The organism is Bacteroides sp. RCH18 (assembly GCF_058231005.1).
On sequence record NZ_JBIPTC010000001.1, the window covers coordinates 2,794,447 to 2,820,085 of the forward strand.

General features: G+C 41.5%; 27 protein-coding genes and 5 tRNA genes. 3 read left to right on the top strand and 29 right to left on the bottom strand.

Annotated features, from left to right (window positions below):
• Positions 1 to 10 precede the first annotated feature (10 nt).
• The 29 genes from rpsC to rpsU form a co-directional block, all read right to left on the bottom strand.
• Positions 11 to 742, bottom strand: a complete 732-nt coding sequence (rpsC, locus tag ACHLI0_RS11220) for a 30S ribosomal protein S3 (RefSeq protein WP_008762038.1) — start codon at positions 740 to 742, stop codon at positions 11 to 13.
• 5 nt (positions 743 to 747) lie between these two features.
• Positions 748 to 1,158 carry a 50S ribosomal protein L22 gene (rplV, locus tag ACHLI0_RS11225; protein ID WP_004296344.1) on the bottom strand — a complete coding sequence of 137 codons (411 nt, stop codon included), beginning with the start codon at positions 1,156 to 1,158 and terminating at the stop codon, positions 748 to 750.
• A 35-nt stretch (positions 1,159 to 1,193) separates the two neighbouring features.
• Positions 1,194 to 1,463 carry a 30S ribosomal protein S19 gene (gene rpsS / locus ACHLI0_RS11230; protein WP_008762037.1) on the bottom strand — a complete coding sequence of 90 codons (270 nt, stop codon included), beginning with the start codon at positions 1,461 to 1,463 and terminating at the stop codon, positions 1,194 to 1,196.
• Positions 1,464 to 1,483: 20 nt separating this feature from the next.
• Positions 1,484 to 2,308: a 50S ribosomal protein L2 gene (gene rplB / locus ACHLI0_RS11235; protein WP_008765427.1), complete on the bottom strand. Its 825-nt coding sequence runs from the start codon at positions 2,306 to 2,308 to the stop codon at positions 1,484 to 1,486.
• A gap of 5 nt (positions 2,309 to 2,313) precedes the next feature.
• A complete protein-coding gene (rplW, locus tag ACHLI0_RS11240; RefSeq protein ID WP_007747932.1) occupies positions 2,314 to 2,604 on the bottom strand; it encodes a 50S ribosomal protein L23 in 291 nt (96 codons plus the stop codon).
• 16 nt (positions 2,605 to 2,620) lie between these two features.
• Positions 2,621 to 3,247 carry a 50S ribosomal protein L4 gene (rplD, locus tag ACHLI0_RS11245; RefSeq protein ID WP_008762035.1) on the bottom strand — a complete coding sequence of 209 codons (627 nt, stop codon included), beginning with the start codon at positions 3,245 to 3,247 and terminating at the stop codon, positions 2,621 to 2,623.
• The gene (gene rplC, locus ACHLI0_RS11250) at positions 3,247 to 3,864 is read right to left on the bottom strand and encodes a 50S ribosomal protein L3 (RefSeq protein WP_008762034.1); all 618 of its coding nucleotides are present in this window, start codon (positions 3,862 to 3,864) and stop codon (positions 3,247 to 3,249) included. Before rplC ends, rplD begins: the two co-directional genes overlap by 1 nt.
• Positions 3,865 to 3,882: 18 nt before the next feature.
• On the bottom strand, positions 3,883 to 4,188 hold the full coding sequence (rpsJ, locus tag ACHLI0_RS11255) for a 30S ribosomal protein S10 (RefSeq protein WP_002558075.1): 306 nt from the start codon (positions 4,186 to 4,188) through the stop codon (positions 3,883 to 3,885).
• Between the two features lie 84 nt (positions 4,189 to 4,272).
• Positions 4,273 to 6,390 carry an elongation factor G gene (fusA, locus tag ACHLI0_RS11260; RefSeq protein WP_008762033.1) on the bottom strand — a complete coding sequence of 706 codons (2,118 nt, stop codon included), beginning with the start codon at positions 6,388 to 6,390 and terminating at the stop codon, positions 4,273 to 4,275.
• A 55-nt stretch (positions 6,391 to 6,445) separates the two neighbouring features.
• Positions 6,446 to 6,922 (bottom strand): 30S ribosomal protein S7, encoded by a 477-nt coding sequence (gene rpsG / locus ACHLI0_RS11265; RefSeq protein WP_008762032.1) that lies wholly within the window; start codon positions 6,920 to 6,922, stop codon positions 6,446 to 6,448.
• Positions 6,923 to 7,066: 144 nt separating this feature from the next.
• Positions 7,067 to 7,468, bottom strand: a complete 402-nt coding sequence (rpsL, locus tag ACHLI0_RS11270) for a 30S ribosomal protein S12 (protein WP_055221655.1) — start codon at positions 7,466 to 7,468, stop codon at positions 7,067 to 7,069.
• Positions 7,469 to 7,604: 136 nt separating this feature from the next.
• A complete protein-coding gene (locus ACHLI0_RS11275) occupies positions 7,605 to 7,910 on the bottom strand; it encodes a DUF3467 domain-containing protein (protein ID WP_008762031.1) in 306 nt (101 codons plus the stop codon).
• 143 nt (positions 7,911 to 8,053) lie between these two features.
• The gene (gene rpoC / locus ACHLI0_RS11280) at positions 8,054 to 12,337 is read right to left on the bottom strand and encodes a DNA-directed RNA polymerase subunit beta' (protein WP_008762030.1); all 4,284 of its coding nucleotides are present in this window, start codon (positions 12,335 to 12,337) and stop codon (positions 8,054 to 8,056) included.
• Between the two features lie 106 nt (positions 12,338 to 12,443).
• Positions 12,444 to 16,256, bottom strand: coding sequence for a DNA-directed RNA polymerase subunit beta (rpoB, locus tag ACHLI0_RS11285; RefSeq protein WP_008762029.1), 3,813 nt, complete (start codon positions 16,254 to 16,256; stop codon positions 12,444 to 12,446).
• Positions 16,257 to 16,360: 104 nt separating this feature from the next.
• Complete coding sequence (gene rplL, locus ACHLI0_RS11290; RefSeq protein WP_002558082.1) at positions 16,361 to 16,735, bottom strand: 50S ribosomal protein L7/L12; 375 nt, start codon at positions 16,733 to 16,735, stop codon at positions 16,361 to 16,363.
• Positions 16,736 to 16,782: 47 nt separating this feature from the next.
• Positions 16,783 to 17,301, bottom strand: coding sequence for a 50S ribosomal protein L10 (rplJ, locus tag ACHLI0_RS11295; RefSeq protein ID WP_008762028.1), 519 nt, complete (start codon positions 17,299 to 17,301; stop codon positions 16,783 to 16,785).
• A 15-nt stretch (positions 17,302 to 17,316) separates the two neighbouring features.
• Positions 17,317 to 18,015, bottom strand: a complete 699-nt coding sequence (gene rplA / locus ACHLI0_RS11300) for a 50S ribosomal protein L1 (RefSeq protein WP_004310894.1) — start codon at positions 18,013 to 18,015, stop codon at positions 17,317 to 17,319.
• 15 nt (positions 18,016 to 18,030) lie between these two features.
• Positions 18,031 to 18,474, bottom strand: a complete 444-nt coding sequence (gene rplK / locus ACHLI0_RS11305; protein WP_008762027.1) for a 50S ribosomal protein L11 — start codon at positions 18,472 to 18,474, stop codon at positions 18,031 to 18,033.
• 61 nt (positions 18,475 to 18,535) lie between these two features.
• Positions 18,536 to 19,078: a transcription termination/antitermination protein NusG gene (nusG, locus tag ACHLI0_RS11310; protein ID WP_004296362.1), complete on the bottom strand. Its 543-nt coding sequence runs from the start codon at positions 19,076 to 19,078 to the stop codon at positions 18,536 to 18,538.
• Positions 19,079 to 19,095: 17 nt separating this feature from the next.
• A complete protein-coding gene (gene secE, locus ACHLI0_RS11315; RefSeq protein WP_004296363.1) occupies positions 19,096 to 19,287 on the bottom strand; it encodes a preprotein translocase subunit SecE in 192 nt (63 codons plus the stop codon).
• A gap of 14 nt (positions 19,288 to 19,301) precedes the next feature.
• A tRNA-Trp gene (locus ACHLI0_RS11320) sits at positions 19,302 to 19,374 on the bottom strand.
• Between the two features lie 54 nt (positions 19,375 to 19,428).
• A complete protein-coding gene (gene tuf / locus ACHLI0_RS11325) occupies positions 19,429 to 20,613 on the bottom strand; it encodes an elongation factor Tu (protein WP_008762026.1) in 1,185 nt (394 codons plus the stop codon).
• Between the two features lie 50 nt (positions 20,614 to 20,663).
• A tRNA-Thr gene (locus ACHLI0_RS11330) sits at positions 20,664 to 20,735 on the bottom strand.
• An 11-nt stretch (positions 20,736 to 20,746) separates the two neighbouring features.
• Positions 20,747 to 20,819, bottom strand: a tRNA-Gly gene (locus ACHLI0_RS11335).
• Positions 20,820 to 20,847: 28 nt separating this feature from the next.
• Positions 20,848 to 20,930 (bottom strand) — tRNA-Tyr (locus tag ACHLI0_RS11340).
• Between the two features lie 156 nt (positions 20,931 to 21,086).
• Positions 21,087 to 21,163, bottom strand: a tRNA-Thr gene (locus tag ACHLI0_RS11345).
• 97 nt (positions 21,164 to 21,260) lie between these two features.
• Positions 21,261 to 21,560 carry a ribosome hibernation-promoting factor, HPF/YfiA family gene (gene hpf, locus ACHLI0_RS11350; protein WP_008762025.1) on the bottom strand — a complete coding sequence of 100 codons (300 nt, stop codon included), beginning with the start codon at positions 21,558 to 21,560 and terminating at the stop codon, positions 21,261 to 21,263.
• Between the two features lie 15 nt (positions 21,561 to 21,575).
• Positions 21,576 to 22,457, bottom strand: a complete 882-nt coding sequence (gene xerC, locus ACHLI0_RS11355; RefSeq protein WP_055221653.1) for a tyrosine recombinase XerC — start codon at positions 22,455 to 22,457, stop codon at positions 21,576 to 21,578.
• A gap of 73 nt (positions 22,458 to 22,530) precedes the next feature.
• The gene (gene rpsU, locus ACHLI0_RS11360) at positions 22,531 to 22,722 is read right to left on the bottom strand and encodes a 30S ribosomal protein S21 (RefSeq protein WP_002558090.1); all 192 of its coding nucleotides are present in this window, start codon (positions 22,720 to 22,722) and stop codon (positions 22,531 to 22,533) included.
• Positions 22,723 to 22,913: 191 nt separating this feature from the next.
• Here rpsU and ACHLI0_RS11365 point away from each other — a divergent pair, with 191 nt between their 5' ends.
• The 3 genes from ACHLI0_RS11365 to ACHLI0_RS11375 all read left to right on the top strand — a co-directional run bounded on the left by ACHLI0_RS11365 (position 22,914) and on the right by ACHLI0_RS11375 (position 25,526).
• Entirely contained in the window at positions 22,914 to 24,695 is a 1,782-nt protein-coding gene (locus tag ACHLI0_RS11365) for an aminopeptidase P family protein (protein WP_490749191.1), read from the top strand.
• A 149-nt stretch (positions 24,696 to 24,844) separates the two neighbouring features.
• A complete protein-coding gene (locus ACHLI0_RS11370; RefSeq protein WP_490749192.1) occupies positions 24,845 to 25,357 on the top strand; it encodes a gamma carbonic anhydrase family protein in 513 nt (170 codons plus the stop codon).
• A 34-nt stretch (positions 25,358 to 25,391) separates the two neighbouring features.
• Positions 25,392 to 25,526: a hypothetical protein gene (locus ACHLI0_RS11375; RefSeq protein WP_490749193.1), complete on the top strand. Its 135-nt coding sequence runs from the start codon at positions 25,392 to 25,394 to the stop codon at positions 25,524 to 25,526.
• Positions 25,527 to 25,639 lie beyond the last annotated feature (113 nt).

A 25,639-nucleotide genomic window follows, 5' to 3' on the forward strand; every position in this document is an offset into this window, starting at 1 on the left:
TCAAATTCGTTTAGCGATTATTTTTCTTTCTTTTGAAGTTCTTTCCGCCGTTGTTTCCACCATTGTTTCCACGACCACTTTCTTTGCTTTGTGTAAAGTTCGGAGCTAATTCTTTCTTACCAAACACTTCACCTCTACAAATCCAAACTTTGATACCTAAAAGACCCACTTTAGTCAATGCTTCTGCATGACAGTAGTCGATATCAGCTCTGAAAGTGTGCAACGGAGTTCTTCCTTCTTTATACATTTCAGAACGAGCCATTTCAGCTCCATTCAAACGTCCTGAAATCTGAATTTTGATACCTTCAGCACCCATACGCATTGTATTTGCGATAGCCATTTTAATGGCACGGCGATAGGCAATTTTACCTTCTACCTGGCGAGCAATATTGTTAGCAACAATTACAGCATCCAGTTCCGGTCTTTTCACTTCAAAGATATTAATCTGAATATCTTTGTCGGTAACCTTCTTCAACTCTTCTTTTAACTTATCAACTTCTTGGCCACCTTTACCGATGATAATACCCGGGCGAGCAGTGCAAACAGTAATAGTAACGAGCTTCAGCGTACGTTCAATTACGATTCTTGATACACTTGCCTTTGCAAGTCTTGCATTAAGATATTTACGGATTTTGCTATCTTCCAGCAAAGAATCACCGTAATCATTTCCACCATACCAGTTAGAATCCCATCCTCTGATAATTCCTAAACGGTTGCTTATTGGATTAACTTTTTGTCCCATCTACCTTAATTTTGATCTTCGTTATTACTTTTAGCACCAACGAACAATGTTACGTGATTTGAACGTTTGCGAATTCTATAACCTCTACCCTGCGGTGCCGGTCTCATTCTTTTGAGTGTAGCGCCACCATCAACAAAAATCTGCGTTACGAACAACTCGCCGCTTTCTGCTTTACGTTCGTTTTTCTGTTCCCAGTTAGCAATTGCAGAGCGAAGCAATTTTTCCACTCTTGCAGCAGCTTCTTTTGAAGAAAATTTCAAAACACCAAGTGCTCTGTTCACTTCCATACCACGAATCATATCAGCAACTAAGCGCATCTTACGTGGAGAAGTAGGAACATTTTGCAATTTAGCAAAATACATGGTCTTAAGGGCTTCTTTTCTTTTTTCAGCCGATATTTTTTTTCTTGCTCCCATTATATTTATTACTTTATTATTTCAAATAATTCCTGTTATCTTTTCTTGTTACCAGCGTGTCCTCTGAATGTACGAGTTGGAGCAAATTCGCCCAACTTGTGTCCTACCATATTTTCGGTAACATATACAGGAATAAATTTATTTCCATTGTGAACTGCAACTGTATGGCCTACAAAATCAGGCGAAATCATTGAAGCTCTGGCCCATGTCTTTACTACGACTTTTTTGCCGGATTCATTCATGGCAAAAATTCTCTTTTCAAGCTTTACGTTAATATATGGACCTTTTTTTAATGAACGACTCATAGTTTACTCAATTAATCAGATTACTTTTTTCTTCTCTCAATAATGTACTTAGACGATTGTTTCTTAGGAGCTCTAGTCTTAAGTCCCTTAGCGTACAATCCCTTACGAGATCTTGGATGTCCTCCGGAAGAACGTCCTTCACCACCACCCATCGGGTGATCAACCGGGTTCATTACAACACCACGGTTACGAGGACGACGACCTTGCCAACGAGAGCGTCCAGCCTTACCTGAGCGTTCCAATCCATGATCTGAGTTACCAACACTACCGATAGTAGCTTTACAAGTGCTAAGAATCTGTCTTACTTCACCTGAAGGCAATTTAATCACACAATACTTACCCTCACGAGAAGTTAACTGAGCAAAGTTTCCAGCTGATCTAACCAGAGCAGCACCCTGTCCCGGACGTAACTCAATATTGTGAATTACAGTACCAACCGGAATGTTCTGAAGGGGAAGAGTATTACCAATCTCTGGCGCTGCTGTTTCACCCGACATCAGAGTCGCACCAACTTGCAATCCATTGGGAGCAATAATATATCTTTTTTCTCCATCAGCGTAATATAACAAAGCGATACGAGCCGAACGATTCGGATCGTATTCAATTGTCTTAACCACTGCTGGTACACCGTCTTTGTTTCTCTTGAAATCAACAATTCTAATCACCTTTCTATGACCGCCACCAATGTAGCGCATAGTCATCTTACCTTCGTTGTTACGACCACCAGATGATTTCTTACCATATACAAGAGACTTTTCTGGTACTGATGCAGTAATTTCTTCGAAAGTACCAATAATTTTATGTCTTTGCCCCGGTGTTGTGGGCTTTAATTTACGTACTGCCATTTTTATTAAATATTACTATAAAAATCAATAGTATCTCCTTCTTTCAATGTTACGATTGCTTTTTTGAATGCATTCGTACGGCCATTGATGATACCTGCTTTAGTATAACGGCTTTTATTTTTGCCAGCATACTTCACTGTATTCACATCAACTACAGTAACATTATAAAGAGCTTCAACTTCCTTCTTAATTTCCAGTTTGTTAGCATCAGGACGTACAACAAAGCCGAAACGATTCAGCTTATCAGTGATTGCAGTCATTTTCTCTGTTACCAACGGTTTAATAATAATTCCCATTATTTAAGCCTCCTTTTTAAATTAAGATATTGTCAATAGCCTTCAGAGAGTTTTCTGTAAGCACAACAACCCCAGCATTCAATACTCTGTAAGTATTTAATCCTGAGACAGTCTGCACGTTTGCACCCTCTATGTTACGAGCTGACAAATATACGTTTTTATTTGCTTCCGGTAAAATTACAAGTAGCTTTTTATCGGAAACTTTAAGATTTTTTGTCATAGCAACGAAATCTTTTGTCTTAGGAGCTTCAAAAACGAAGTCTTCAACAACAATAAGCGCGTTGTTCTGAACTTTATAAGACAATGCTGACTTACGAGCCAATGTCTTAACTTTTTTATTCAACTTGAAGAAGTAGTCTCTTGGCTTCGGACCAAAAACACGAGCACCACCAACGAGCACCGGTGAATTCATATCACCACGACGTGCTCCACCACCACCTTTCTGGCGACCGATCTTACGAGTAGAGCCACTGATTTCACTTCTTTCTTTTGACTTATGAGTACCCTGACGCTGGTTGGCCATAAATTGCTTTACATCCAAATAGATAGCGTGGTCGTTGGGCTCAATTCCGAAGATAGATTCGTTTAACGTAACCTTTCTCCCAGTGTCTTCACCTTTAATGTTATATACGTTAACTTCCATTATTTCTCAATTATTACGATTGAACCTTTGCAACCCGGGATAGAACCTTTGATCAAAAGAAGGTTATGATCCGCGATTACTTTTAATACCTGCAAGTTTTGAACAGTAACTCTGTCACCACCGAGCTGTCCGCCCATGCGCATTCCTTTGAATACTTTAGCTGGATAAGAACAAGCACCGATAGAACCCGGCTTACGAGCACGGTTGTGCTGACCGTGAGTAGCTTGACCTACACCACCGAAACCATGTCTCTTAACTACCCCCTGGAAACCTTTACCTTTAGAAGTTCCGACAACGTCTACGAAAGTAGCGTCATTGAACATTTCTACAGTAATAGTATCACCCAGATTCAACTCTGTCTCAAATTCTTTGAACTCGGCCAAGTGTCTCTTCGGTGTTACTCCAGCTCTCTTGAAGTGGCCCATCAACGGTTTAGTTGTATGTTTTTCCTTTTTGTCCTGGAAACCCAACTGAACAGCTGCATAGCCATCTTTTTCGACAGTTTTAACCTGAGTAACAACACAAGGACCTGCTTCGATAACAGTGCATGGTACATTCTTACCATCAGCACTGAAAACGGATGTCATTCCGATTTTTTTTCCTAATAATCCTGGCATTTCACTAATTTTTAATTATCAAACTTTAATTTCTACTTCCACACCACTCGGCAACTCAAGCTTCATAAGAGCATCTACCGTCTTAGCAGTTGAGCTATAGATGTCGATCAATCTCTTATAAGAAGAGAGTTCAAACTGTTCACGTGACTTCTTGTTAACGAAAGTCGAGCGGTTCACTGTAAAGATACGCTTGTGCGTAGGCAGAGGAATTGGACCACTAACAATAGCACCCGTAGCCTTTACGGTTCTTACAATCTTCTCAGCTGACTTGTCAACCAAGTTGTGGTCGTAAGATTTCAATTTAATTCTAATTTTCTGACTCATTATGGTTTTAAATTAATATATTTATAAATAAGAGAAAGCGGCAGGCTAAGAGTCATTCGCTAGCCTGCTGCTTTTGATATTCTTTTAGAGTAAATCAGCACGTCCTTTTACTTCTTCCAATACTGCCTTAGCAATAGAGTTAGAAACTTGAGCGTGATGAGAATATACCATTGATGAAGTTGCGCGACCAGATGTAATAGTACGTAACGCTGTTACATAGCCAAACATTTCAGCCAGTGGCACCATTGCTTTCACGATACGAGCACCGGAGCGGCTAGATTCCATACCTTCAACCTGACCACGACGCTTATTCAAGTCACCAATCACATCACCCATGTTTTCTTCCGGAGTAACAACCTCCAGCTTCATGATAGGCTCCATCAATACCGGACCTGCTTTAGCACATGCATTCTTATATGCCTGAATAGCACAAATTTCGAAAGACAACTGGTCAGAGTCAACCGGGTGGAATGAACCATCAATCAAAGTTACTTTCATTGAATCCAACGGATATCCGGCCAACACACCGTTCTTCATTGCGCTTGTGAAACCTTTCTGAACTGAAGGAATAAATTCTTTAGGAATATTACCGCCCTTCACTTCATCGATAAACTGCAATCCGCCTTCTTTGAAATCTTCATCAACAGGACCGATCTTAACGATGATATCTGCAAACTTACCACGACCACCAGACTGTTTCTTATAAACTTCACGAAGATCAACTGTCTTAGTGATAGCTTCTTTATAATTAACCTGAGGTTTACCTTGGTTACATTCTACTTTAAATTCACGTTTCAAACGGTCAATAATGATATCCAAGTGTAACTCACCCATACCAGAGATTACAGTCTGTCCTGTTTGCTCATCAGTCTTAACTGTAAATGTCGGATCTTCTTCAGCGAGCTTAGCCAAACCGTTAGACAATTTATCCATGTCTTTCTGAGTTTTAGGCTCAACTGCAATACCGATTACCGGTTCCGGGAAGTCCATAGACTCTAATACGATCGGAGCTGTTTCATCACAAAGCGTATCACCGGTATGAATATCTTTAAAACCTACACCTGCACCAATATCACCAGCACCGATTACTTCAACCGGATTCTGCTTGTTTGAATGCATCTGGAACAGACGAGAAACACGTTCTTTCTTACCAGAGCGAGAATTATAGATATAAGAACCAGCTTCAATCTTACCCGAATATACACGGAAGAAAGTCAAACGACCTACATAAGGGTCAGTAGCAATCTTAAATGCCAAAGCTGATGTTTTCTCATCATCACTCGGTTTACGATCTTCTTCTGCACCTGTATTCGGATTTGTACCAATCACATTCTCAGTATCCAATGGAGAAGGCAAGAAAGCACAAACATAGTCCAACAATGTCTGAACACCCTTATTCTTAAATGAAGAGCCACACAACATTGGTACAACTGCCATCTGAACTGTTGCATTGCGGAGGGCTCTCAACACTTCTTCTTCTGTAATAGTAGAAGGATCGTCGAAATATTTCTCCATCAAAGCATCGTCAAACTCAGCTACCTTTTCAAGCATTTTATCTCTCCATTCATTTGCTTCATCAACGAGATCTGCCGGTATTTCTTCAACTGTATAGTCAGCTCCCATTGTTTCATCATGCCAATAGATAGCTTTCATTTTAATCAAGTCTACCAGACCTTTGAAGGTTTCTTCAGCACCAATAGGAACAACGATTGGACAAGGATTAGCACCCAAAACAGCTTTCATCTGGCGTACAACCTCAAAGAAGTCAGCACCCGAACGGTCCATTTTGTTTACGTACGCAATACGTGGCACATTATACTTATCAGCTTGACGCCATACAGTTTCTGATTGAGGTTCTACACCACCTACTGCACAGTAAGCAGCCACAGCACCATCCAGAATACGTAACGAACGTTCTACTTCAGCAGTAAAGTCAACGTGTCCCGGAGTGTCAATCAAGTTGATTTTATAAGTATCACCAGCATATTTCCATCTTGTTGTTGTTGCAGCAGATGTAATAGTAATACCACGTTCTTGCTCCTGTTCCATCCAGTCCATTGTTGCAGCACCATCGTGTACCTCACCAATTTTGTGAGTCAATCCAGTGTAGAACAGGATACGTTCAGAAGTTGTTGTTTTTCCGGCATCAATGTGAGCCATGATACCGATATTACGAGTCAAATGTAAATCTGTCTTTGCCATTTTCTTATTCCTTTACTTTAAGTTTTCAATCTAAATCGGTTATATTCTTATAGTATTAGAATCTGAAATGGGCAAATGCACGGTTAGCTTCAGCCATTCTATGCATATCTTCTTTACGTTTGTATGCGCCACCTTGTTCGTTAAAGGCATCCATGATTTCAGCAGCCAATTTGTCTGCCATAGATTTACCACCTCTTTTGCGAGCAAACAGAATCAAGTTTTTCATTGAAACCGATTCTTTACGATCAGGACGGATTTCAGTAGGAACCTGGAAGGTAGCACCACCTACACGACGAGATTTTACTTCTACTTGCGGAGTTACATTATCCAAAGCCTTTTTCCAGATTTCGAGAGCTGATTTTTCTTCGTTAGGAAGTTTTGCTTTCACTGTTTCCAGAGCGGCATAAAAGATTTCATAAGACGCATTCTTTTTACCATCATACATCAAATGGTTTACAAACTTAGAAACCTTTTGGTCATTAAAAACGGGATCCGGAAGGATTACGCGTTTTTTGGGTTTTGCTTTTCTCATTTGTTTGAAAAATAATGTTTTTTGTTCTTGGTTGTCTACTTCTTGACTTCTTCAACTCTCCCACCGGAGAATTTACTCAACCTTTAGCATTTCCAACAAACTAAAACGTAAGTTATTACTTTAATTCTAATTAGGTTTTAATCCTTATTTTTTCTTAGCCGGCGCAGCTTGTCCTGGTTTCGGACGCTTAGCTCCGTATTTAGAACGTCTTTGAGTACGACCAGCAACACCTGCAGTATCAAGTGTACCACGTACAATGTGGTAACGTACACCAGGAAGGTCTTTTACACGACCGCCACGTACCAAAACGATTGAGTGTTCCTGCAAGTTGTGTCCTTCTCCCGGAATGTATGAGTTAACCTCTTTTTGGTTAGTCAAACGTACACGAGCTACTTTACGCATTGCAGAGTTCGGCTTCTTCGGAGTAGTAGTATATACTCTCACGCAAACGCCACGTCTTTGAGGACATGAATCCAAGGCTGGAGATTTACTTTTCTCCACCAGCGCTTCGCGTCCTTTTCTTACTAATTGCTGAATTGTAGGCATTTTAATTGTTTTTTGATTTATATTATTGTTATATTAATTTCGTAACTATACATTTTGGGCTGCAAAAATACGAATAATATTTGAATATTCAATGCGCTACAACTTTTTTTTCTTTTTTAATGTTTTTATATCAACCTCATGCTTCGCCTTTTACAACACTTAGCGGAGGCATCGGTGACTCTTCAGAAATACGAATAGGTCCAAAAGCACGTTCATACTTTGCTATGTTATCCTCCAATGCCCGCAACAAGCGTTTTGCGTGTTCAGGAGCTACTATAATACGAGATTGCACTCCTGCTTTCGGCACTCCCGGCATAACCCGTACAAAGTCTAAAATAAACTCTGAGCTTGAATGAGTAATGATTGCAAGATTTGCGTAAGTTCCTTGCGCTACTTCTTCTTTCAATTCGATCTGCAACTGGTTGTTATTTTGTTCTTCCATATTAAATAAGATAAAATGTTATTTTGCAAAATAACAAAATTTTATCGAGATAAGAATGATACAGCCAGGTAAAAGAAACAAAAAAAAGGAGCAACTGCCTGTTACAGCAATCGCTCCTTTTTCATATAGTCAATTGAATTGTATTATTCTACTTCATTATAATCAAGTACTGTCTTCTTGTTCGCCAAGATACGATCATACTCTTCTTTTGAACCAACGATAATCTTTTCGAATTCACGCTGACCTGTACCTGCCGGAATTAAGTGACCGCAAATTACGTTTTCCTTCATTCCTTCAAGTTTATCTGTCTTGCCATTGATAGCAGCCTCATTCAACACCTTCGTTGTTTCCTGGAAGGATGCAGCTGACATAAAGCTTGAAGTCTGCAGTGCAGCACGCGTAATACCCTGAAGAATCTGAGTAGAAGTTGCAGCTACAGCATCACGTACCTCAACAGGTTTCAAGTCACGGCGCTTCAGCATACTGTTCTCATCACGCAACTTACGGGCAGTCACAATCTGTCCCGGCTGCATATTCTGAGAATCACCTGCATCAACAACCACTTTCTTACCCCAGATACGATCGTTCTCTTCCATAAACTCAAGCTTATCCACTACCTGTTGTTCCAAGAAGCGAGTATCACCCGGCTCATCGATCTGAACCTTACGCATCATCTGGCGAACGATAATCTCAAAATGCTTATCGTTGATCTTCACACCCTGCAGACGGTATACATCCTGAACTTCATTCACAATATATTCCTGTACAGCCGTAGGACCTTTAATTGCCAGGATATCAGCCGGAGTAGTAGCACCATCAGATAATGGAGTACCAGCACGCACATAGTCGTTCTCCTGTACCAGAATCTGTTTGGACAATGCAACAAGATATTTCTTCACCTCACCTGTTTTCGAAGTTACGATGATTTCACGGTTACCACGCTTGATCTTACCCATTGTAACCTCACCGTCAATTTCAGAAACGACAGCAGGGTTAGACGGATTACGTGCTTCAAACAACTCAGTAACACGAGGAAGACCACCCGTAATATCACCCGCCTTACCTACAGCACGCGGAATCTTCACGATTACTTCACCGGCTTTCACTTTCTGACCATTTTCAATAATCACGTGACCACCTACCGGTAAGTTATAAGTACGAATCAAATCGCCGTCTTCTGTCAGGATATGAGCCGAAGGAACTTTCGTTTTATCCTTAGATTCAATAATGATGATTTCACGAAGACCGGTTGCTTCATCCGATTCCACTTTATAAGTAACATTCTCAATTACACCTTCGAATTCAATCTTACCAGTTGCTTCAGTTATAATAACGGCATTGAACGGGTCCCATTTAGCAATTAACTTACCCTTTTCAACCAGATCACCATCCGATACATATAATGTAGAACCATAAGGTACATTGTGTGTAGAAAGAACGATACCTGTATTTACGTCCACAAAACGAACTTCAGCCAAACGGCCTACCACTACTTTTGCAGCTTCACCCATTTCGTCTACGATATCTACCGTACGAAGTTCTTCAAATTCCAGACGAGCACTGTTCTTAGCCACAATACTTGCATTTGCCGCAATATTCGCAGCAGTACCACCGGCGTGGAATGTACGCAATGTCAACTGTGTACCCGGCTCACCGATTGACTGAGCAGCAATTACACCGACAGCCTCACCCTTCTGAACCATGCGGCTTGTTGCCAGGTTACGTCCGTAACACTTAGCACAAACACCCTTCTTCGCTTCACAAGTCAATACAGAACGGATTTCAACGCTTTCAATCGGAGAATCCTGAATCTTCTTAGCAACTTCTTCTGTGATTTCTTCACCACCGGCAACAAGCAATTCACCTGTAGTAGGATGAATAATATCATGTACGGAAACACGCCCTAAGATACGTTCATACAGGGTAGCGATTACTTCATCGTTATTCTTCAAGTCTGTACAAACCAATCCACGAAGTGTACCGCAGTCTTCTTCCGTGATGATCACGTCGTGAGAAACGTCTACCAGACGACGAGTCAAATATCCAGCATCGGCAGTCTTCAAAGCGGTATCCGCCAAACCTTTACGGGCACCGTGAGTAGAGATAAAGTACTCCAACACAGAAAGTCCCTCTTTAAAGTTTGACAAGATCGGGTTTTCAATAATCTGACCACCTTCAGCACCAGCTTTCTGGGGCTTAGCCATCAAACCACGCATACCGGACAACTGACGAATCTGTTCTTTAGAACCACGGGCACCCGAATCCAGCATCATGTATACAGAGTTGAATCCTTGGTCATCCGAAGAAATAGTTTTCATCAAGATGTTAGACAACTCAGAGTTCACATGCGTCCAGATATCAATTACCTGATTATAACGTTCGTTGTTGGTAATGAAACCCATATTATAGTTGTTTACGACTTGTTCAACTTCGTCGTAACCTTTTTGTACCAATGTCTCTTTTTCTTTCGGGATAATAATATCACCCAAGTTGAATGACAAACCACCCTTAAAGGCCATTTGGTAACCTAAGTTCTTGATTCCATCCAAGAAGTCTGCAGCTTTAGCCACACCACAAACCTTGATTACATCACTAATGATATCACGAAGAGATTTCTTAGAAATAATCGTATTGATATAACCTGCTTCAGGAGGAACAATTTCATTAACAATCACACGTCCTACAGAAGTTTCACGCATAACGTCAACAATGTTACCATTTTCATCAACGTCTTTCACGATCACCTTTACCGGAGCATGAATATCTACCTTACCTTCATTATAAGCGATTAATGCTTCTTCCGGTCCGTAGAATGTAAGTCCTTCTCCCTTAGCACCGGCACGCAACTTGGTAATGTAATACAAACCAAGAACCATATCCTGTGCAGGCACAGTAATAGGCGCACCGTTTGCCGGATTCAGGATATTATGTGACTGAAGCATCAACATCTGAGCTTCAAGAATAGCTTCGTTACTCAAAGGCAAGTGAACAGCCATCTGGTCACCGTCGAAGTCGGCGTTGAATGCCGTACATGCCAACGGGTGCAACTGAATAGCTTTACCTTCAATCATCTTCGGCTGGAATGCCTGGATACCCAAACGGTGCAATGTCGGAGCACGATTCAACAGTACAGGATGTCCTTTCATTACGTGTTCCAGAATATCCCAGATCACAGCTTCCTTACGATCTACAATCTTCTTTGCAGATTTCACCGTCTTAACGATACCACGTTCAATGAGTTTACGGATAATAAACGGCTTATAAAGTTCGGCAGCCATCAATTTAGGAATACCGCACTCACCCATCTTCAGTTCCGGACCAACGACAATTACCGAACGTGCAGAGTAGTCAACACGTTTACCCAGCAAGTTCTGACGGAAACGTCCTTGTTTACCTTTCAAGCTATCAGACAGTGATTTCAACGGGCGGTTAGCATCCGTCTTCACTGCACTTGATTTACGTGAATTATCGAACAATGAGTCTACAGATTCCTGAAGCATACGTTTCTCATTACGCAAGATTACTTCCGGAGCTTTGATTTCGATCAATCTCTTCAGACGGTTGTTACGAATGATAACACGACGATAAAGGTCATTCAAGTCGGAAGTAGCAAAACGACCACCATCCAATGGAACCAATGGACGGAGTTCGGGCGGAATAACCGGTACGATACGTACAATCATCCATTCCGGCTTGTTACGTCCACGTGATGCACGGAACGATTCTACAACCTGAAGACGTTTCAATGCCTCATTCTTACGTTGCTGTGAAGCATCATTGCCTGCACGGTGACGCAATTCATAAGACAGAGCATCCAGATCCAAACGAGCCAGCAAATCATAGATTGCTTCAGCTCCCATCTTAGCGATGAACTTATTCGGATCATTATCCTCCAGATATTGATTGTCCTTCGGAAGTGTATCCAGAATATCCAGATATTCTTCTTCAGAAAGTAAATCATATTCGGCAATGCCATCTTCAGCCTTTACACCCGGCTGAATTACAACATAACGTTCGTAATATATAATCGAATCCAGCTTCTTTGTCGGCAGTCCGAGCAAATAACCGATCTTATTTGGAAGCGAACGGAAATACCAGATGTGTGCCACCGGCACCACCAGCTGTATATGTCCCATACGTTCACGGCGTACTTTCTTTTCTGTAACTTCTACACCACAACGGTCGCAGACGATACCTTTATAACGGATACGCTTATATTTACCGCAATGACATTCGTAATCCTTAATAGGACCAAAAATGCGCTCGCAGAACAAACCATCGCGTTCGGGTTTGTACGTACGGTAATTTATGGTTTCAGGCTTCAAAACTTCACCACTCGAATTCTCTAGGATTTCTTCCGGAGAAGCCAGACCAATTGAGATCTTCGAGAAATTGCTTTTCGTCTTATTTTCTTTTCTAAAAGCCATACTCTATATAATTGAGATTTGATAATTGAATCATTGGAAATTGAAGAAGATGCGAATGTCAACAGACCTTCATCGGCCTATTGACATCCTGCATTCTTTCATTATTTTATTCTAGGTTGATACTCAAACCTAAACCTCTCAACTCGTGTAACAATACGTTCAAGGATTCCGGAATACCGGGTTGCGGCATCGGTTCACCTTTCACAATTGCTTCATAAGCCTTAGAACGTCCTACTACGTCGTCAGACTTAATAGTCAAGATTTCCTGCAGGATATGAGCAGCACCGAAGCCTTCGAGTGCCCAAACCTCCATTTCTCCGAAACGCTGACCACCGAATTGTGCTTTACCGCCAAGAGGTTGCTGAGTAATCAATGAGTACGGACCGATAGAACGAGCGTGCATCTTGTCTTCAACCATGTGCCCCAGCTTCAGCATATAAGTCACACCTACGGTTGCTGCCTGGTCAAATTGCTCACCTGTACCACCATCACAAAGATAAGTTTTACAGTAACGTGGCAATCCCGCTTTGTCTGTCCACTGATCCAAGTCGTCCATCGTAGCACCGTCAAAAATAGGAGTTGCAAATTTCACGCCCAAAGTTTTTCCGGCGCGACCTAATACAGCTTCAAAAATCTGACCAATGTTCATACGAGAAGGCACACCCAACGGATTCAGTACAATGTCAACCGGAGTACCATCTGCCAGGAACGGCATATCTTCCTGACGAACAACACGTGACACGATACCCTTGTTACCGTGACGACCTGCCATCTTATCACCTACACCAATCTTACGTTTCTTAGCAATATATACTTTAGCCATCTGAATGATACCAGCCGGAAGTTCATCACCGATAGTGATAGCAAACTTCTTACGTTTCAATTCAGCATCCAGCTCTTTGTATTTCTTGATAAAGTTCATAACCAGATCACGAACCATACCATTAGTATGGTCATCACTAGTCCAGTTACTCAGCTGAATAGAAGTAAAGTCGAGTGAATCAAAATCAGAAGCACTGAACTTAGATCCCTTAGCAATAACTTCTGCTCCTAAGTAGTCTTTCACACCCTGAGAAACCTTGCCTTCAGTCAAAGTCATCAGTTTCTTAACCAGAATACGTTTCAAGTCTGCAACCTTTGATTCAAACTCATCGTCAATCTTAGGCAACAATGCTTTATCCGCCAGTTTAGAGCTACGGTTCTTAATTACACGTGAGAAAAGTTTCTTATCAATAACAACACCTTTCAAAGAAGGAGAAGCTTTTAAAGAAGCATCTTTCACATCACCTGCCTTATCACCGAAGATAGCACGAAGCAGTTTTTCTTCCGGAGAAGGATCAGATTCACCTTTCGGAGTAATCTTACCGATCATGATATCACCCGGTTCGATACGCGCACCAATTCTTACGATACCGTTTTCATCCAGGTCTTTAGTAGCTTCCTCACTTACATTCGGAATATCAGAAGTCAATTCTTCCATACCGCGCTTCGTTTCACGAACTTCCAGAGAGTATTCTTCTACGTGAACAGAAGTCAACAAGTCCTCGCGAACCACGCGTTCGTTCAATACGATAGCATCCTCATAGTTATATCCCTTCCATGGCATATAAGCAACCAACAGGTTTTTACCCAAAGCTAATTCACCCTTTTCGGTAGAATAACCTTCAGTCAGGATATCACCCTTCTTCACGCGCTGACCTTTGTCACAAATCGGACGCAAGTCAATTGTCATGTTCTGGTTCGTCTTACGGAACTTCGGAATTCTATATTCTTTCAAAGCAGGCTCGAAGCTTACAAATTCTTCGTCCTCTGTACGGTCATACAAAATACGGATCGTAGTAGCATCAACGAAGTCAACAACACCATCGCCTTCTGCAGTAATCTGCGTGCGAGAGTCTCTCACTAACTGTCGTTCGATACCTGTACCTACAATCGGAGCTTCACTTCTCAACAAAGGAACTGCCTGGCGCATCATGTTTGATCCCATCAATGCACGGTTAGCATCATCATGTTCCAGGAACGGAATCAGTGAAGCAGCAATCGATGCAATCTGCTGAGGAGAAACGTCCATCAAATCTACTTCAGACGGTTCTACAACCGGGAAGTCAGCGTCCTGACGAGATTTAACTTTATTGCGAACAAATGTACCGTCATCATTCAACGGAGCATTACCCTGTGCAATAATCTTTTCTTCTTCTTCTTCAGCAGTCAGATAAACCAGACCATTATCGGAAAGATCCACTTTTCCGTTTTCCACCTTACGGTACGGAGTTTCAATGAATCCCAGCTCATTAATTTTAGCGAATACACACAAGGAAGAAATCAAACCGATATTCGGACCTTCAGGAGTCTCAATCGGACAAAGACGACCGTAGTGTGTATAGTGAACGTCACGAACCTCAAATCCGGCACGTTCACGAGAAAGACCACCAGGACCTAGGGCAGACATACGGCGCTTGTGCGTAATTTCAGCCAACGGGTTTGTCTGGTCCATGAACTGTGACAAAGCATTTGTTCCAAAGAAAGAATTGATCACAGAAGAAATAGTCTTCGCATTGATCAAATCAATCGGAGTAAATACTTCATTGTCACGAACGTTCATACGTTCACGAATCGTACGAGACATACGAGCCAGACCAACAGCAAACTGGTTAGAAAGCTGTTCACCTACTGTACGTACACGACGGTTGCTCAAGTGGTCAATATCATCCACATCTGCTTTTGAATTAATCAACTCAATCAGATATTTGATGATTTCAATGATATCTTCCTTCGTGAGGACACGCACGTCCATATCAGTCGTCAGATTCAGTTTCTTGTTGATTCTGTAACGACCTACATCACCAAGGTCATATCGTTTTTCTGAGAAGAACAAGTTGTTGATAACTTCACGTGCACTTGCATCATCGGCCGGATCGGCGTTACGCAATTGACGATAGATATACAACACAGCTTCTTTTTCCGAGTTACTCGGGTCCTTCTGCAGAGTATTATATATAATAGAGAAATCAGATTGATTCGGCTCGTCCTTATGCAAAAGGATGTTTTGAACTCCCGATTCCAGAATTTCATCAATATGTACTTCCTCCAGTACGGTTTCACGGTCGATAATAACCTCGTTACGTTCGATAGAAACCACTTCACCGGTATCTTCATCAACGAAATCTTCAATCCATGTTTTCAAAACACGTGCAGCTAACTTACGACCCAGAACTCTCTTCAGATTTGTTTTGTTTACCTTAACATCTTCTGCAAGGTTGAAAATCTCAAGAATATCCTTATCGTTCTCGAAGCCAATCGCGCGTAACAAAGTAGTTACCGGCAATTTCTTCTTACGGTCGATGTATGCGTACATCACATTATTGATGTCGGTAGCAAACTCAATCCACGAACCTTTAAACGGAATAATACGAGCCGAGTAAAGTTTCGTACCATTGGCATGTACACTCTGACCGAAGAACACACCCGGAGAACGGTGAAGCTGTGACACAACTACACGTTCGGCACCGTTAATGACGAAAGTAGCCTTATCAGTCATATAAGGGATCGGGCCGAGGAATACGTCCTGAATAACTGTATCAAAATCCTCGTGATCGGGGTCGGTACAGTACAGCTTAAGTTTCGCTTTCAAAGGAACACTATATGTGAGCCCACGCTCTATACAATCATCGATGGTATAGCGCGGCGGATCAATATAATAATCCAAAAACTCAAGAACAAAATTGTTTCTTGTATCGGCAATAGGGAAGTTTTCAGCAAATACTTTATACAAACCCTCATTCTTGCGCTTTTCAGGTGGGGTATCTAATTGTAGAAAGTCTTGGAATGACTTCAATTGTACTTCCAGGAAATCCGGATATTCAAGCGGATTCTTAGTCGAAGCAAAATTAACTCTTTGATTTACAGTATTTGAAGACATCTGTGAATGAATTTGGAGAACTTAATTTGAAATATATACACAAAAAGGTTAAGAATCCTCTTGCGAAGGATTCCTAACCGAATTACCTGATTACCAGGCTAATGTTATTTAAGTTCAACTTCAGCTCCAGCTTCTTCCAATGTTTTCTTCAATGATTCTGCTTCGTCTTTAGCCAAACCTTCTTTTACTACACTAGGAGCACCGTCTACCATGTCCTTAGCTTCTTTCAAGCCAAGACCACAAGCTTCCTTAACGGCCTTAACAACCTGAAGTTTAGCTGCACCAGCGCTCTTCAATACTACGTCGAAAGAAGTTTTTTCTTCTACAGCAGCAGCACCAGCTGCAGGACCAGCAGCAACAGCAACAGCTGCAGCAGCAGGTTCAATACCGTATTCTTCTTTAAGGATAGTTGCAAGTTCATTAACTTCTTTTACTGTCAAGTTAACTAATTGTTCTGCAAAAGCTTTCAAATCTGCCATTTTTTGTATGATTTTAATTGTTTAAATACTTTGTTGTTTTTTGAAAATTATTCGGGTCTCTCACCAAGAGTTTTGAGAACTCCGTGAAGGGTGTTACCACCTGATTGAAGAGCAGAAATAACATTCTTGGCCGGAGATTGCAACAATGCAACGATATCGGCGATAACTTCGTTCTTACTCTTGATAGCAACGAGAGCATCCAATTGGTCTGCACCAACGTAGAAGCTTTCTTCTGCATATGCAGCTTTCAGTCCGGGAATTCCGTCTTTAGCTTTGTCCTTGATCAGTTTAGCAGGTACGTTTGCAGTATTGCAAAACATAACAGCAGTTGTACCTTTCAAAGAACCGTAAAGAGGAGAAAAGTCTTCTTCCAGGCTTTCAAGAGCTTTGTGAAGCAATGTATTCTTAACTACCATCAATTTGATGTCAGACTTGAAACAATCTCTTCTCAATGCACTTGTAGCAGTAGCGTTCATCGCTGTAACGTCTACCAAATAGAAGTGGCCATATTCCTTTACTGTAGCAGCAATTTGCTCTATAATCGAATTTTTATCTTCCTTTCTCATTATTTCTCTGTTTTATTAGATTTCATCCACTGATTTCGGGTCGATTTTGATACCCGCACTCATTGTACTAGAAAGATAAATACTCTTAATATATGTACCCTTTGCTGCGGTCGGTTTCAGTTTGTTCAGAGTAGAGATGAACTCTTTCGCGTTGTCGCGAATCTGATCAGGACTGAATGATACCTTACCGATAGAAGTATGAACAATACCGCTCTTATCAACTTTAAAGTCAATCTTACCTTGTTTTACTTCTTTTACAGCTTTAGCAACATCCATAGTTACAGTACCACTCTTCGGGTTAGGCATCAATCCACGAGGACCGAGTACACGACCGAGTGCACCAATTTTACCCATGATAGATGGCATAGTGATGATTACATCAATATCAGTCCATCCACCTTTGATCTTTTCAATATATTCGTCAAGACCAACATAGTCAGCACCAGCTTCTTTTGCAGCAGCTTCAGCATCCGGTGTACAGAGTACCAAAACACGTACTTCTTTACCAGTACCATGAGGAAGTGAAACAACACCTCTCACCATCTGGTTAGCTTTACGTGGGTCTACACCTAAACGTACGTCAATATCCAGTGAGGCATCAAATTTAGTGAAAGTAATTTCTTTTACTAAAGATGCAGCTTCTTTCAGTGAGTATGCTTTCCCTGCTTCAATTTTTTCTGCAGCTAACTTTTGATTTTTTGTCAGTTTACCCATTACAATTGAAGTTTATTAGTTATTAACCGGGAACTCCCCTTTTACAGCGATACCCATACTTCTAGCTGTACCAGCAACCATTCTCATGGCAGCATCCACAGTAAAACAGTTTAAGTCAACCATTTTGTCCTGAGCAATCGTACGAATCTGTTCCCAAGTAAGCTCGGCAACTTTCTTACGGTTAGGCTCAGCAGAACCACTCTTTACCTTAGCTACTTCAAGCAATTGAATAGCAACGGGAGGAGTCTTGATTACAAAATCGAAAGACTTATCTGCGTAGTAAGTAATGATAACAGGCAAAATCTTACCTGCCTTGTCTTGGGTTCTGGCATTGAATTGCTTGCAAAATTCCATGATATTAATACCCTTGGAACCCAAAGCAGGTCCAACTGGGGGTGATGGATTTGCAGCGCCTCCTTTAATCTGTAACTTGATTAGTCCAGCAACTTCTTTAGCCATTTTTTTATTGATTTATATATAAACATTAAACGAAGAACAACAACAGCGTAACAATTCCGCGTTATTCTTTTTCCACTTGCATAAAGCCTAATTCAAGCGGCGTTTTGCGCCCGAATATCTTCACCATGACCTTTAGTTTCTTCTTTTCACTATTCACTTCTTCAATGATACCACTGAATCCGCTGAAAGGACCAAAAGTAACTTTCACAGTCTCACCCACTACATACGGAATATTGAGTTCTTCACCCGTTTCCTGTAGTTCGTCTACTGTACCAAGTATACGATTCACTTCTGATTGTCTGAGAGGCACCGGTTTCTCGGAGCCACCTAAAAAGCCTATCACATTCGGAGTATTGCGCAGATGATGAGCGACCTCACCAACCAAAGCAGCCTCCACCAAAACGTAACCAGGGAGATAACTTCTCTCTTTCACAATTTTTTTACCATTGCGAACCTGATACACTTTTTCAGTTGGAATCAATACCTGAGATACATATTCACCAAGGTCGCTGTTTTTAAGGTCAGCTTCAAGATATTCCTTTACCTTAGCTTCTTTTCCGCTAATAGCACGTAGAACGTACCATTTCTTTTCAATCTCAGCCATTTTCAATTCCTAATTTTTTAATGTGGATAAACAATTTTTTCCATGAAGTTCTGGAAACAGACATCCATACCCCATACTACCAATGCAATAAGCAGGGAAGCATATAAAACAACTACTGCACTGTTAGCAAGTTCGGAATACGTAGGCCACGATACTTTATGAACAAGTTCGTCGTAAGATTCTTTAATATAAGCTATTACCTTTTTCATTTCAATAATATTAGCACGGGAGGAGAGGCTCGAACTCCCGACACCCGGTTTTGGAGACCGGTGCTCTACCAACTGAGCTACTCCCGTTTGTACATAATCAGTTCCCGATAGTAAAACCGGGAACTGATTAATTATTGTGTATTAGTCGATAATTTCAGTAATCTGACCAGCACCTACTGTACGTCCACCTTCGCGGATAGCGAAACGAAGACCTGGGTTCAATGCTACTGGGTAGATCAACTCTACAGTGATAGTTACGTTATCACCCGGCATTACCATTTCTGTTCCTTCCGGCAAAGTGATTTCACCTGTACAGTCCATAGTACGCAAGTAGAACTGAGGACGGTATTTGTTGTGGAACGGAGTGTGACGACCACCTTCTTCTTTCTTCAGGATATAAACCTCAGCTTTGAAGCGAGAGTGCGGTTTAATCTGACCCGGTTTACAAAGAACCATACCACGTTTGATTTCGTTCTTGTCAACACCACGGAGCAACAAACCTACGTTGTCACCAGCTTCACCCTGATCCAACAGTTTACGGAACATTTCAACACCAGTTACAACTGATTTCTTATCTTCACCTAAACCAAGGATTTCAACTTCATCACCTACGTGGATGATACCAGATTCGATACGACCTGTTGCTACAGTACCACGACCTGTGATAGAGAACACGTCTTCAACCGGCATCAAGAATGGTTTATCAACATCGCGCGGAGGAAGTGGAATCCAGTTATCAACTGCATCCATCAGTTCCATAACTTTGTCTTCCCATTTTTCAACACCGTTCAATGCGCCAAGAGCAGAACCCTGGATGATAGGAGTATTGTCACCATCGAAATCATAGAATGAAAGAAGTTCTCTCATTTCCATTTCAACGAGTTCCAACATTTCTTCGTCGTCTACCATATCGCACTTGTTCAAGAATACAACCAGACGAGGTACGTTTACCTGACGAGCCAACAGGATATGTTCGCGAGTCTGAGGCATCGGACCATCAGTTGCAGCACAAACGATGATAGCACCGTCCATCTGAGCAGCACCAGTTACCATGTTCTTTACGTAGTCGGCGTGTCCCGGACAGTCAACGTGTGCGTAGTGACGGTTAGCTGTTTCGTACTCAACGTGTGAAGTATTGATAGTAATACCTCTTTCTTTTTCTTCAGGAGCGTTGTCGATAGAATCGAAAGAACGCAACTCAGAAAGACCTTTTTTTGCCAACACAGTAGTGATAGCAGCTGTCAACGTTGTCTTACCGTGGTCTACGTGACCGATTGTACCAATGTTTACGTGCGGTTTGGTACGTTCAAATTTCTCTTTAGCCATAGCTTTACTTGTTATTTATTTGATTAATAATCAGCATTTACATCTTTATGAGCTGTTACCGGGACTTGAACCCGGGACCTCTTCCTTACCAAGGAAGTGCTCTACCGCTGAGCTATAACAGCAAGAAAAAAAGAGCGGAAGACGGGGCTCAAACCCGCGACCCTCAGCTTGGAAGGCTAATGCTCTATCAACTGAGCTACTTCCGCATTCTTGCCAAAGTTGTCACTCTGATTGTGGGCAAAGATGGATTCGAACCACCGAAGTCGAAAGACAGCAGATTTACAGTCTGCCCCATTTGGCCACTCTGGTATTTGCCCTTAATATTTCAAACAAAGAATTAAAATCAAATAGCGAACAATACTCTGAACATAGATGTTTTATTCTCAGTTCTTCTTCTAATTCTTCCCCGCCACGCGAACCGAATTGACTACCGTCATCCCTTTCGCTAAAACCGGATGATCCTCATTCATCCTTGGAGCCTCTTGTCGGATTCGAACCAACGACCCCGAGATTACAAATCACGTGCTCTGGCCAACTGAGCTAAAGAGGCGTTCTAGCTAAAAAATGCAACCGTCACGTTCTAACGCGAGCGAAACGGCTGCAAATTTAGTTATTTATTTCTTTCCCGCAAAATATTTGCGATTTTTTTATTTGCTACGCTGTTTTTCCTTGTATTTCACCAGTTGTTTTTCAAGCGCCTCCACATCCAAATCAACTGCTTCCTCGAATGTATCACACACTTTACTTGCATAAAACTCACCATTAGGGATAAGAATCTTTATGCCCGCCTCTTTATTTTCAGCAGCTTCCGGCTTAACTACCTTTAATGACACCTCTACTTTCTTTATATCTTCGTAATATTTTTCCAACTTAGACACTTTCTTCTGAATAAATGCCTGCAATTGCTCTGACGCATCAAAGTGAATTGATTGAATTCTAATATCCATACTTACCTCCTTTTTTTAAGCTCTTGGATGAGCTTGTTTATACACTTTTTTAAGTTCTTCAAATGTGGCATGCGTATAGATCTCGGTAGTTGCAATACTCTCGTGACCCAAAAGTTCTTTTACCGCACCCAGTTCTGCATCATTATTCAGCATTGTGGTAGCAAAAGTATGCCTCAGCACGTGAGGACTTCTTTTTTTCAGCGTCGCCACCTTTGACAGGTTCCGTTTCACTAAATTATAGACCAGATTCTTATAAAGCCGCTCACCATCCTCTTTAACAAAGAAAGCTTCCGACCTTTCCGGAATCGTTTCGTTTCTTACATTAATATATTCAAGCATCAACTCTTTCAGTTCATCACCGAACGGTATTAGCCGCTGCTTGTTTCTTTTCCCGGTTACTTTCAAAAGAGAAGCGGAAAAATCTACATCCTTATCATCCAGACCTATCAATTCCGAAAGTCTTATGCCTGTAGCATAAAACACTTCAATAATCAACCGATCACGACAACCTTTAAATCCTTCGCCAAAATCCGTATTATCCAGCAACTTGTCCATTTCGCTTTCTTTCAGAAAAGCAGGTAACGGTTTCTTATTTTTAGGTCCTGTTATTTTTCGTAACGGATCTACTGTCACCTCTCCTTGCCTTAAAAGATACTTATAGAACGACCGGAGCGAACTTAGCTTTCGATTTACAGAAGTTGAAGTATATCCCCTATCCATTAATGAAACAATCCATTCACGAATCAGTTCACCTTCCACTTCCAACGGATCAAACTTTCCGTACTCTTCCTGAGCAAACTCCTGTAGTTGCTTTATATCCTCGCCATACGCCAGAACGGTTTTTTCGGAATAGTTCCGCTCATACCGGAGGTAATCAAGAAAAGATTTAATTAACATAATATCGCTACATCTAAAATCGTGCAACGAATGTATGAAAAGAATTCAATAATTCAAAGGAAATTACGAATTATTAATCTTCTACTTGCTGAAGTTGTTGTACATAAACTGCACGTTCTTTCTTAAGTCTTTTAGTTACAGACGGTTTATCAAATTGCTGTCTGCTTCTTAATTCTTTCACGATGCCAGTTTTCTCAAATTTTCTTTTAAACTTCTTCAGCGCTTTTTCAATGTTTTCGCCTTCTTTTACAGGTACTACAATCATTTTGTTATTATTAATATGTTATTGGTTAAAAATTTCCGCAGTCAAATTGCGCCGCAAAATTACACATACTTTCTTTATTCACAAAACTTTCGGCAAATATTTCTCAAAAACTATTCATAAACAAATCATTAACCGCGAAAAGTTAGTACCTTTGAGACTCTTAAATATGTCTATAAATAATATAATAAGGTATGAAGCAGAGCATAAAAGAGCGTATACACGCACTACGGATGGCATTCCGCCCTAACAATATCAAAGCGTTCATCATTCCCAGCACCGATCCTCACCTGAGTGAGTATGTAGCTCCTTATTGGATGTCCCGTGAATGGATTTCCGGTTTCACGGGTTCTGCCGGAACAGTCGTCATCTTAATGGATAAAGCCGGACTATGGACAGATTCCCGTTATTTCCTGCAAGCGGAAAAGGAACTGGAAGGCAGCGGCATTACATTATATAAAGAGATGCTGCCGGAAACTCCTAGTATCACAAAGTTCCTCTGTCAGAATCTAAAGCCGGGAGAATCTGTGAGTATTGATGGGAAAATGTTCTCCGTGCAACAGGTGGAACAAATGAAAGAAGATCTTGCCCCCTATCAGTTACAGGTCAACCTGTTTGGCGATCCGCTGAAAAACATTTGGAAGGACCGTCCATCCATGCCTGGTGCTCCGGCTTTCATCTACGATGTTAAATATGCAGGAAAAAGTTGTGGAGAAAAAGTTGCCGCCATTCGTGCCGAGCTGAAAAAGAAAGGCATCTATGCTTTATTTTTATCCAGTCTGGACGAAATAGCATGGACTCTCAATCTGAGAGGAAGTGATGTGCATTGCAATCCGGTTATAGTAAGTTATCTACTGGTTACTCAAGATGAAGTAGTCTACTTTATTTCGCCGGAGAAGATTACCCAAGAGGTAAATGAATACTTGCAAGAGCAGCAAGTCAGCCTGAGAAAATATGACGAAGCTGAATCTTTCCTGAATTCTTTTGCAGGAGAAAACATACTTATCGACCCAAAGAAAACGAACTATGCGATTTATTCGGCTATCAATCCTGCATGCAAGGTCATTCGTGGAGAATCTCCTGTGACATTGCTGAAAGCCATTCGCAATGAGCAGGAGATTGCCGGCATCCATCACGCAATGCAGCGGGATGGCGTGGCGCTTGTCAAGTTCCTCAAATGGCTGGAACAATCAGTGCCTTCGGGCAAAGAAACCGAACTGAGCGTAGACCGGAAGCTGCATGAGTTCAGAGCAGCCCAACCTTTGTATATGGGAGAAAGTTTCGACACAATCGCCGGATATAAAGAACATGGAGCAATCGTGCACTATTCCGCAACGGAGGAGAGTGATGTCACGCTTCAGCCTAAAGGTTTCTTGCTGTTAGATTCGGGAGCACAGTATCTAGACGGAACAACTGACATCACCCGTACTATTGCATTAGGCGAACTGACGGAGGAAGAAAAAACAGACTATACCTTAATATTAAAAGGCCATATTGCGTTGGCAATGGCTAAATTCCCAGCCGGAACCCGCGGCGCCCAACTCGATGTATTGGCTCGTATGCCTATCTGGAGTCATGGCATGAACTTCCTTCATGGTACCGGACATGGCGTAGGACATTTTCTGAGCGTACACGAAGGTCCGCAAAGTATCCGTATGAACGAAAATCCCATTGTGCTGCAACCCGGTATGGTTACATCCAATGAACCTGGTGTTTATAAAGCAGGCAGCCACGGGATACGCACCGAGAATCTGACATTGGTCTGCAAAGATAAGGAAGGCATGTTCGGAGAATATTTCAAATTTGAGACGATCACCCTATGCCCAATCTGCAAAAAAGGCATCATCAAAGATATGCTGACGGCAGAGGAAGTCAAGTGGTTCAATGACTACCATCGAAATGTTTACGAAAAACTTTCTCCAAGTCTGAACGAAGAAGAAAAGAAGTGGCTGCTAGAAGCGACAAAAGCTATTTAAAACAGCTTTTGTCTGACACCCGGGTGTTGAGCATACCGACACCCGGGTGTCAGGCTGCCTGAGACCCGGGTGTCAGACGGTACGAGACCCGGGTGTCAGACAATCCCCAATCATATTCAATAAAAACATCATTAGAAACAATATATTTTATGGCTTTAATCAAATCAGTGCGGGGCTTTACCCCCGAAATTGGAGAGAACTGTTTTCTCGCAGACAATGCAACTATCATAGGAGATGTAAAAATAGGAAATGACTGTAGCATCTGGTTTTGTACCGTATTGCGCGGTGACGTTAATTCCATACGGATAGGCAATGGAGTCAATATTCAGGATGGAAGCGTGCTACATACTTTATATGAGAAGTCAACCATCGAAATTGGTGATCATGTTTCCGTAGGACATAATGTGACGATTCACGGAGCAACCGTCAAAGATTATGCACTTATCGGGATGGGGTCTACCATATTGGATCATGCCATAGTAGGCGAAGGAGCCATCGTTGCCGCCGGTTCTTTGGTATTAAGCAATACAGTAATCGAGCCCGGAAGCATTTGGGGAGGGGTACCGGCTAAATTTATTAAGAAGGTAGACCCGAAGCAGGCAAAGGAGCTAAACCAAAAAATCGCTCACAATTACCTGATGTATTCCCAATGGTATAAATAATGTGAATCAGTAGTTGATTCAAAATTGCAAAGGAATGAATCAAACAGTAGTATCTCCATTGGGGGTGACTAAAAAGTCAATAGTATCTCTATTCTCCTCCTTCGGGAAGGAGGAGTGGTCGAAGACCGAGGTGGTAGGAGAGATAATGTTTGTTCCTATTTCTTTGTAAATGATAGGATTATGTATTCACCTACCACCTCCCCCTACGGGTACTCCTCCTTCCAGAAGGAGGAGAGTTAAGATACTATTGACTTTTTAGACAGCCCATTTAAGATACTATTG

Excerpts from the sequence above, each read along its gene's own strand:
- rpsC (WP_008762038.1), bottom strand. The coding sequence starts at position 742 with ATGGGACAAAAAGTTAATCCAATAAGCAACCGTTTAGGAATTATCAGA.
- rplV (WP_004296344.1), bottom strand. The coding sequence starts at position 1,158 with ATGGGAGCAAGAAAAAAAATATCGGCTGAAAAAAGAAAAGAAGCCCTT.
- rpsS (WP_008762037.1), bottom strand. The coding sequence starts at position 1,463 with ATGAGTCGTTCATTAAAAAAAGGTCCATATATTAACGTAAAGCTTGAA.
- rplB (WP_008765427.1), bottom strand. The coding sequence starts at position 2,308 with ATGGCAGTACGTAAATTAAAGCCCACAACACCGGGGCAAAGACATAAA.
- rplW (WP_007747932.1), bottom strand. The coding sequence starts at position 2,604 with ATGGGAATTATTATTAAACCGTTGGTAACAGAGAAAATGACTGCAATC.
- rplD (WP_008762035.1), bottom strand. The coding sequence starts at position 3,247 with ATGGAAGTTAACGTATATAACATTAAAGGTGAAGACACTGGGAGAAAG.
- rplC (WP_008762034.1), bottom strand. The coding sequence starts at position 3,864 with ATGCCAGGATTATTAGGAAAAAAAATCGGAATGACATCCGTTTTCAGT.
- rpsJ (WP_002558075.1), bottom strand. The coding sequence starts at position 4,188 with ATGAGTCAGAAAATTAGAATTAAATTGAAATCTTACGACCACAACTTG.
- fusA (WP_008762033.1), bottom strand. The coding sequence starts at position 6,390 with ATGGCAAAGACAGATTTACATTTGACTCGTAATATCGGTATCATGGCT.
- rpsG (WP_008762032.1), bottom strand. The coding sequence starts at position 6,922 with ATGAGAAAAGCAAAACCCAAAAAACGCGTAATCCTTCCGGATCCCGTT.
- rpsL (WP_055221655.1), bottom strand. The coding sequence starts at position 7,468 with ATGCCTACAATTCAGCAATTAGTAAGAAAAGGACGCGAAGCGCTGGTG.
- ACHLI0_RS11275 (WP_008762031.1), bottom strand. The coding sequence starts at position 7,910 with ATGGAAGAACAAAATAACAACCAGTTGCAGATCGAATTGAAAGAAGAA.
- rpoC (WP_008762030.1), bottom strand. The coding sequence starts at position 12,337 with ATGGCTTTTAGAAAAGAAAATAAGACGAAAAGCAATTTCTCGAAGATC.
- rpoB (WP_008762029.1), bottom strand. The coding sequence starts at position 16,256 with ATGTCTTCAAATACTGTAAATCAAAGAGTTAATTTTGCTTCGACTAAG.
- rplL (WP_002558082.1), bottom strand. The coding sequence starts at position 16,735 with ATGGCAGATTTGAAAGCTTTTGCAGAACAATTAGTTAACTTGACAGTA.
- rplJ (WP_008762028.1), bottom strand. The coding sequence starts at position 17,301 with ATGAGAAAGGAAGATAAAAATTCGATTATAGAGCAAATTGCTGCTACA.
- rplA (WP_004310894.1), bottom strand. The coding sequence starts at position 18,015 with ATGGGTAAACTGACAAAAAATCAAAAGTTAGCTGCAGAAAAAATTGAA.
- rplK (WP_008762027.1), bottom strand. The coding sequence starts at position 18,474 with ATGGCTAAAGAAGTTGCTGGACTAATCAAGTTACAGATTAAAGGAGGC.
- nusG (WP_004296362.1), bottom strand. The coding sequence starts at position 19,078 with ATGGCTGAGATTGAAAAGAAATGGTACGTTCTACGTGCTATTAGCGGA.
- secE (WP_004296363.1), bottom strand. The coding sequence starts at position 19,287 with ATGAAAAAGGTAATAGCTTATATTAAAGAATCTTACGACGAACTTGTT.
- tuf (WP_008762026.1), bottom strand. The coding sequence starts at position 20,613 with ATGGCTAAAGAGAAATTTGAACGTACCAAACCGCACGTAAACATTGGT.
- hpf (WP_008762025.1), bottom strand. The coding sequence starts at position 21,560 with ATGGATATTAGAATTCAATCAATTCACTTTGATGCGTCAGAGCAATTG.
- xerC (WP_055221653.1), bottom strand. The coding sequence starts at position 22,457 with ATGTTAATTAAATCTTTTCTTGATTACCTCCGGTATGAGCGGAACTAT.
- rpsU (WP_002558090.1), bottom strand. The coding sequence starts at position 22,722 with ATGATTGTAGTACCTGTAAAAGAAGGCGAAAACATTGAAAAAGCGCTG.
- ACHLI0_RS11365 (WP_490749191.1), top strand. The coding sequence starts at position 22,914 with ATGAAGCAGAGCATAAAAGAGCGTATACACGCACTACGGATGGCATTC.
- ACHLI0_RS11370 (WP_490749192.1), top strand. The coding sequence starts at position 24,845 with ATGGCTTTAATCAAATCAGTGCGGGGCTTTACCCCCGAAATTGGAGAG.
- ACHLI0_RS11375 (WP_490749193.1), top strand. The coding sequence starts at position 25,392 with ATGAATCAAACAGTAGTATCTCCATTGGGGGTGACTAAAAAGTCAATA.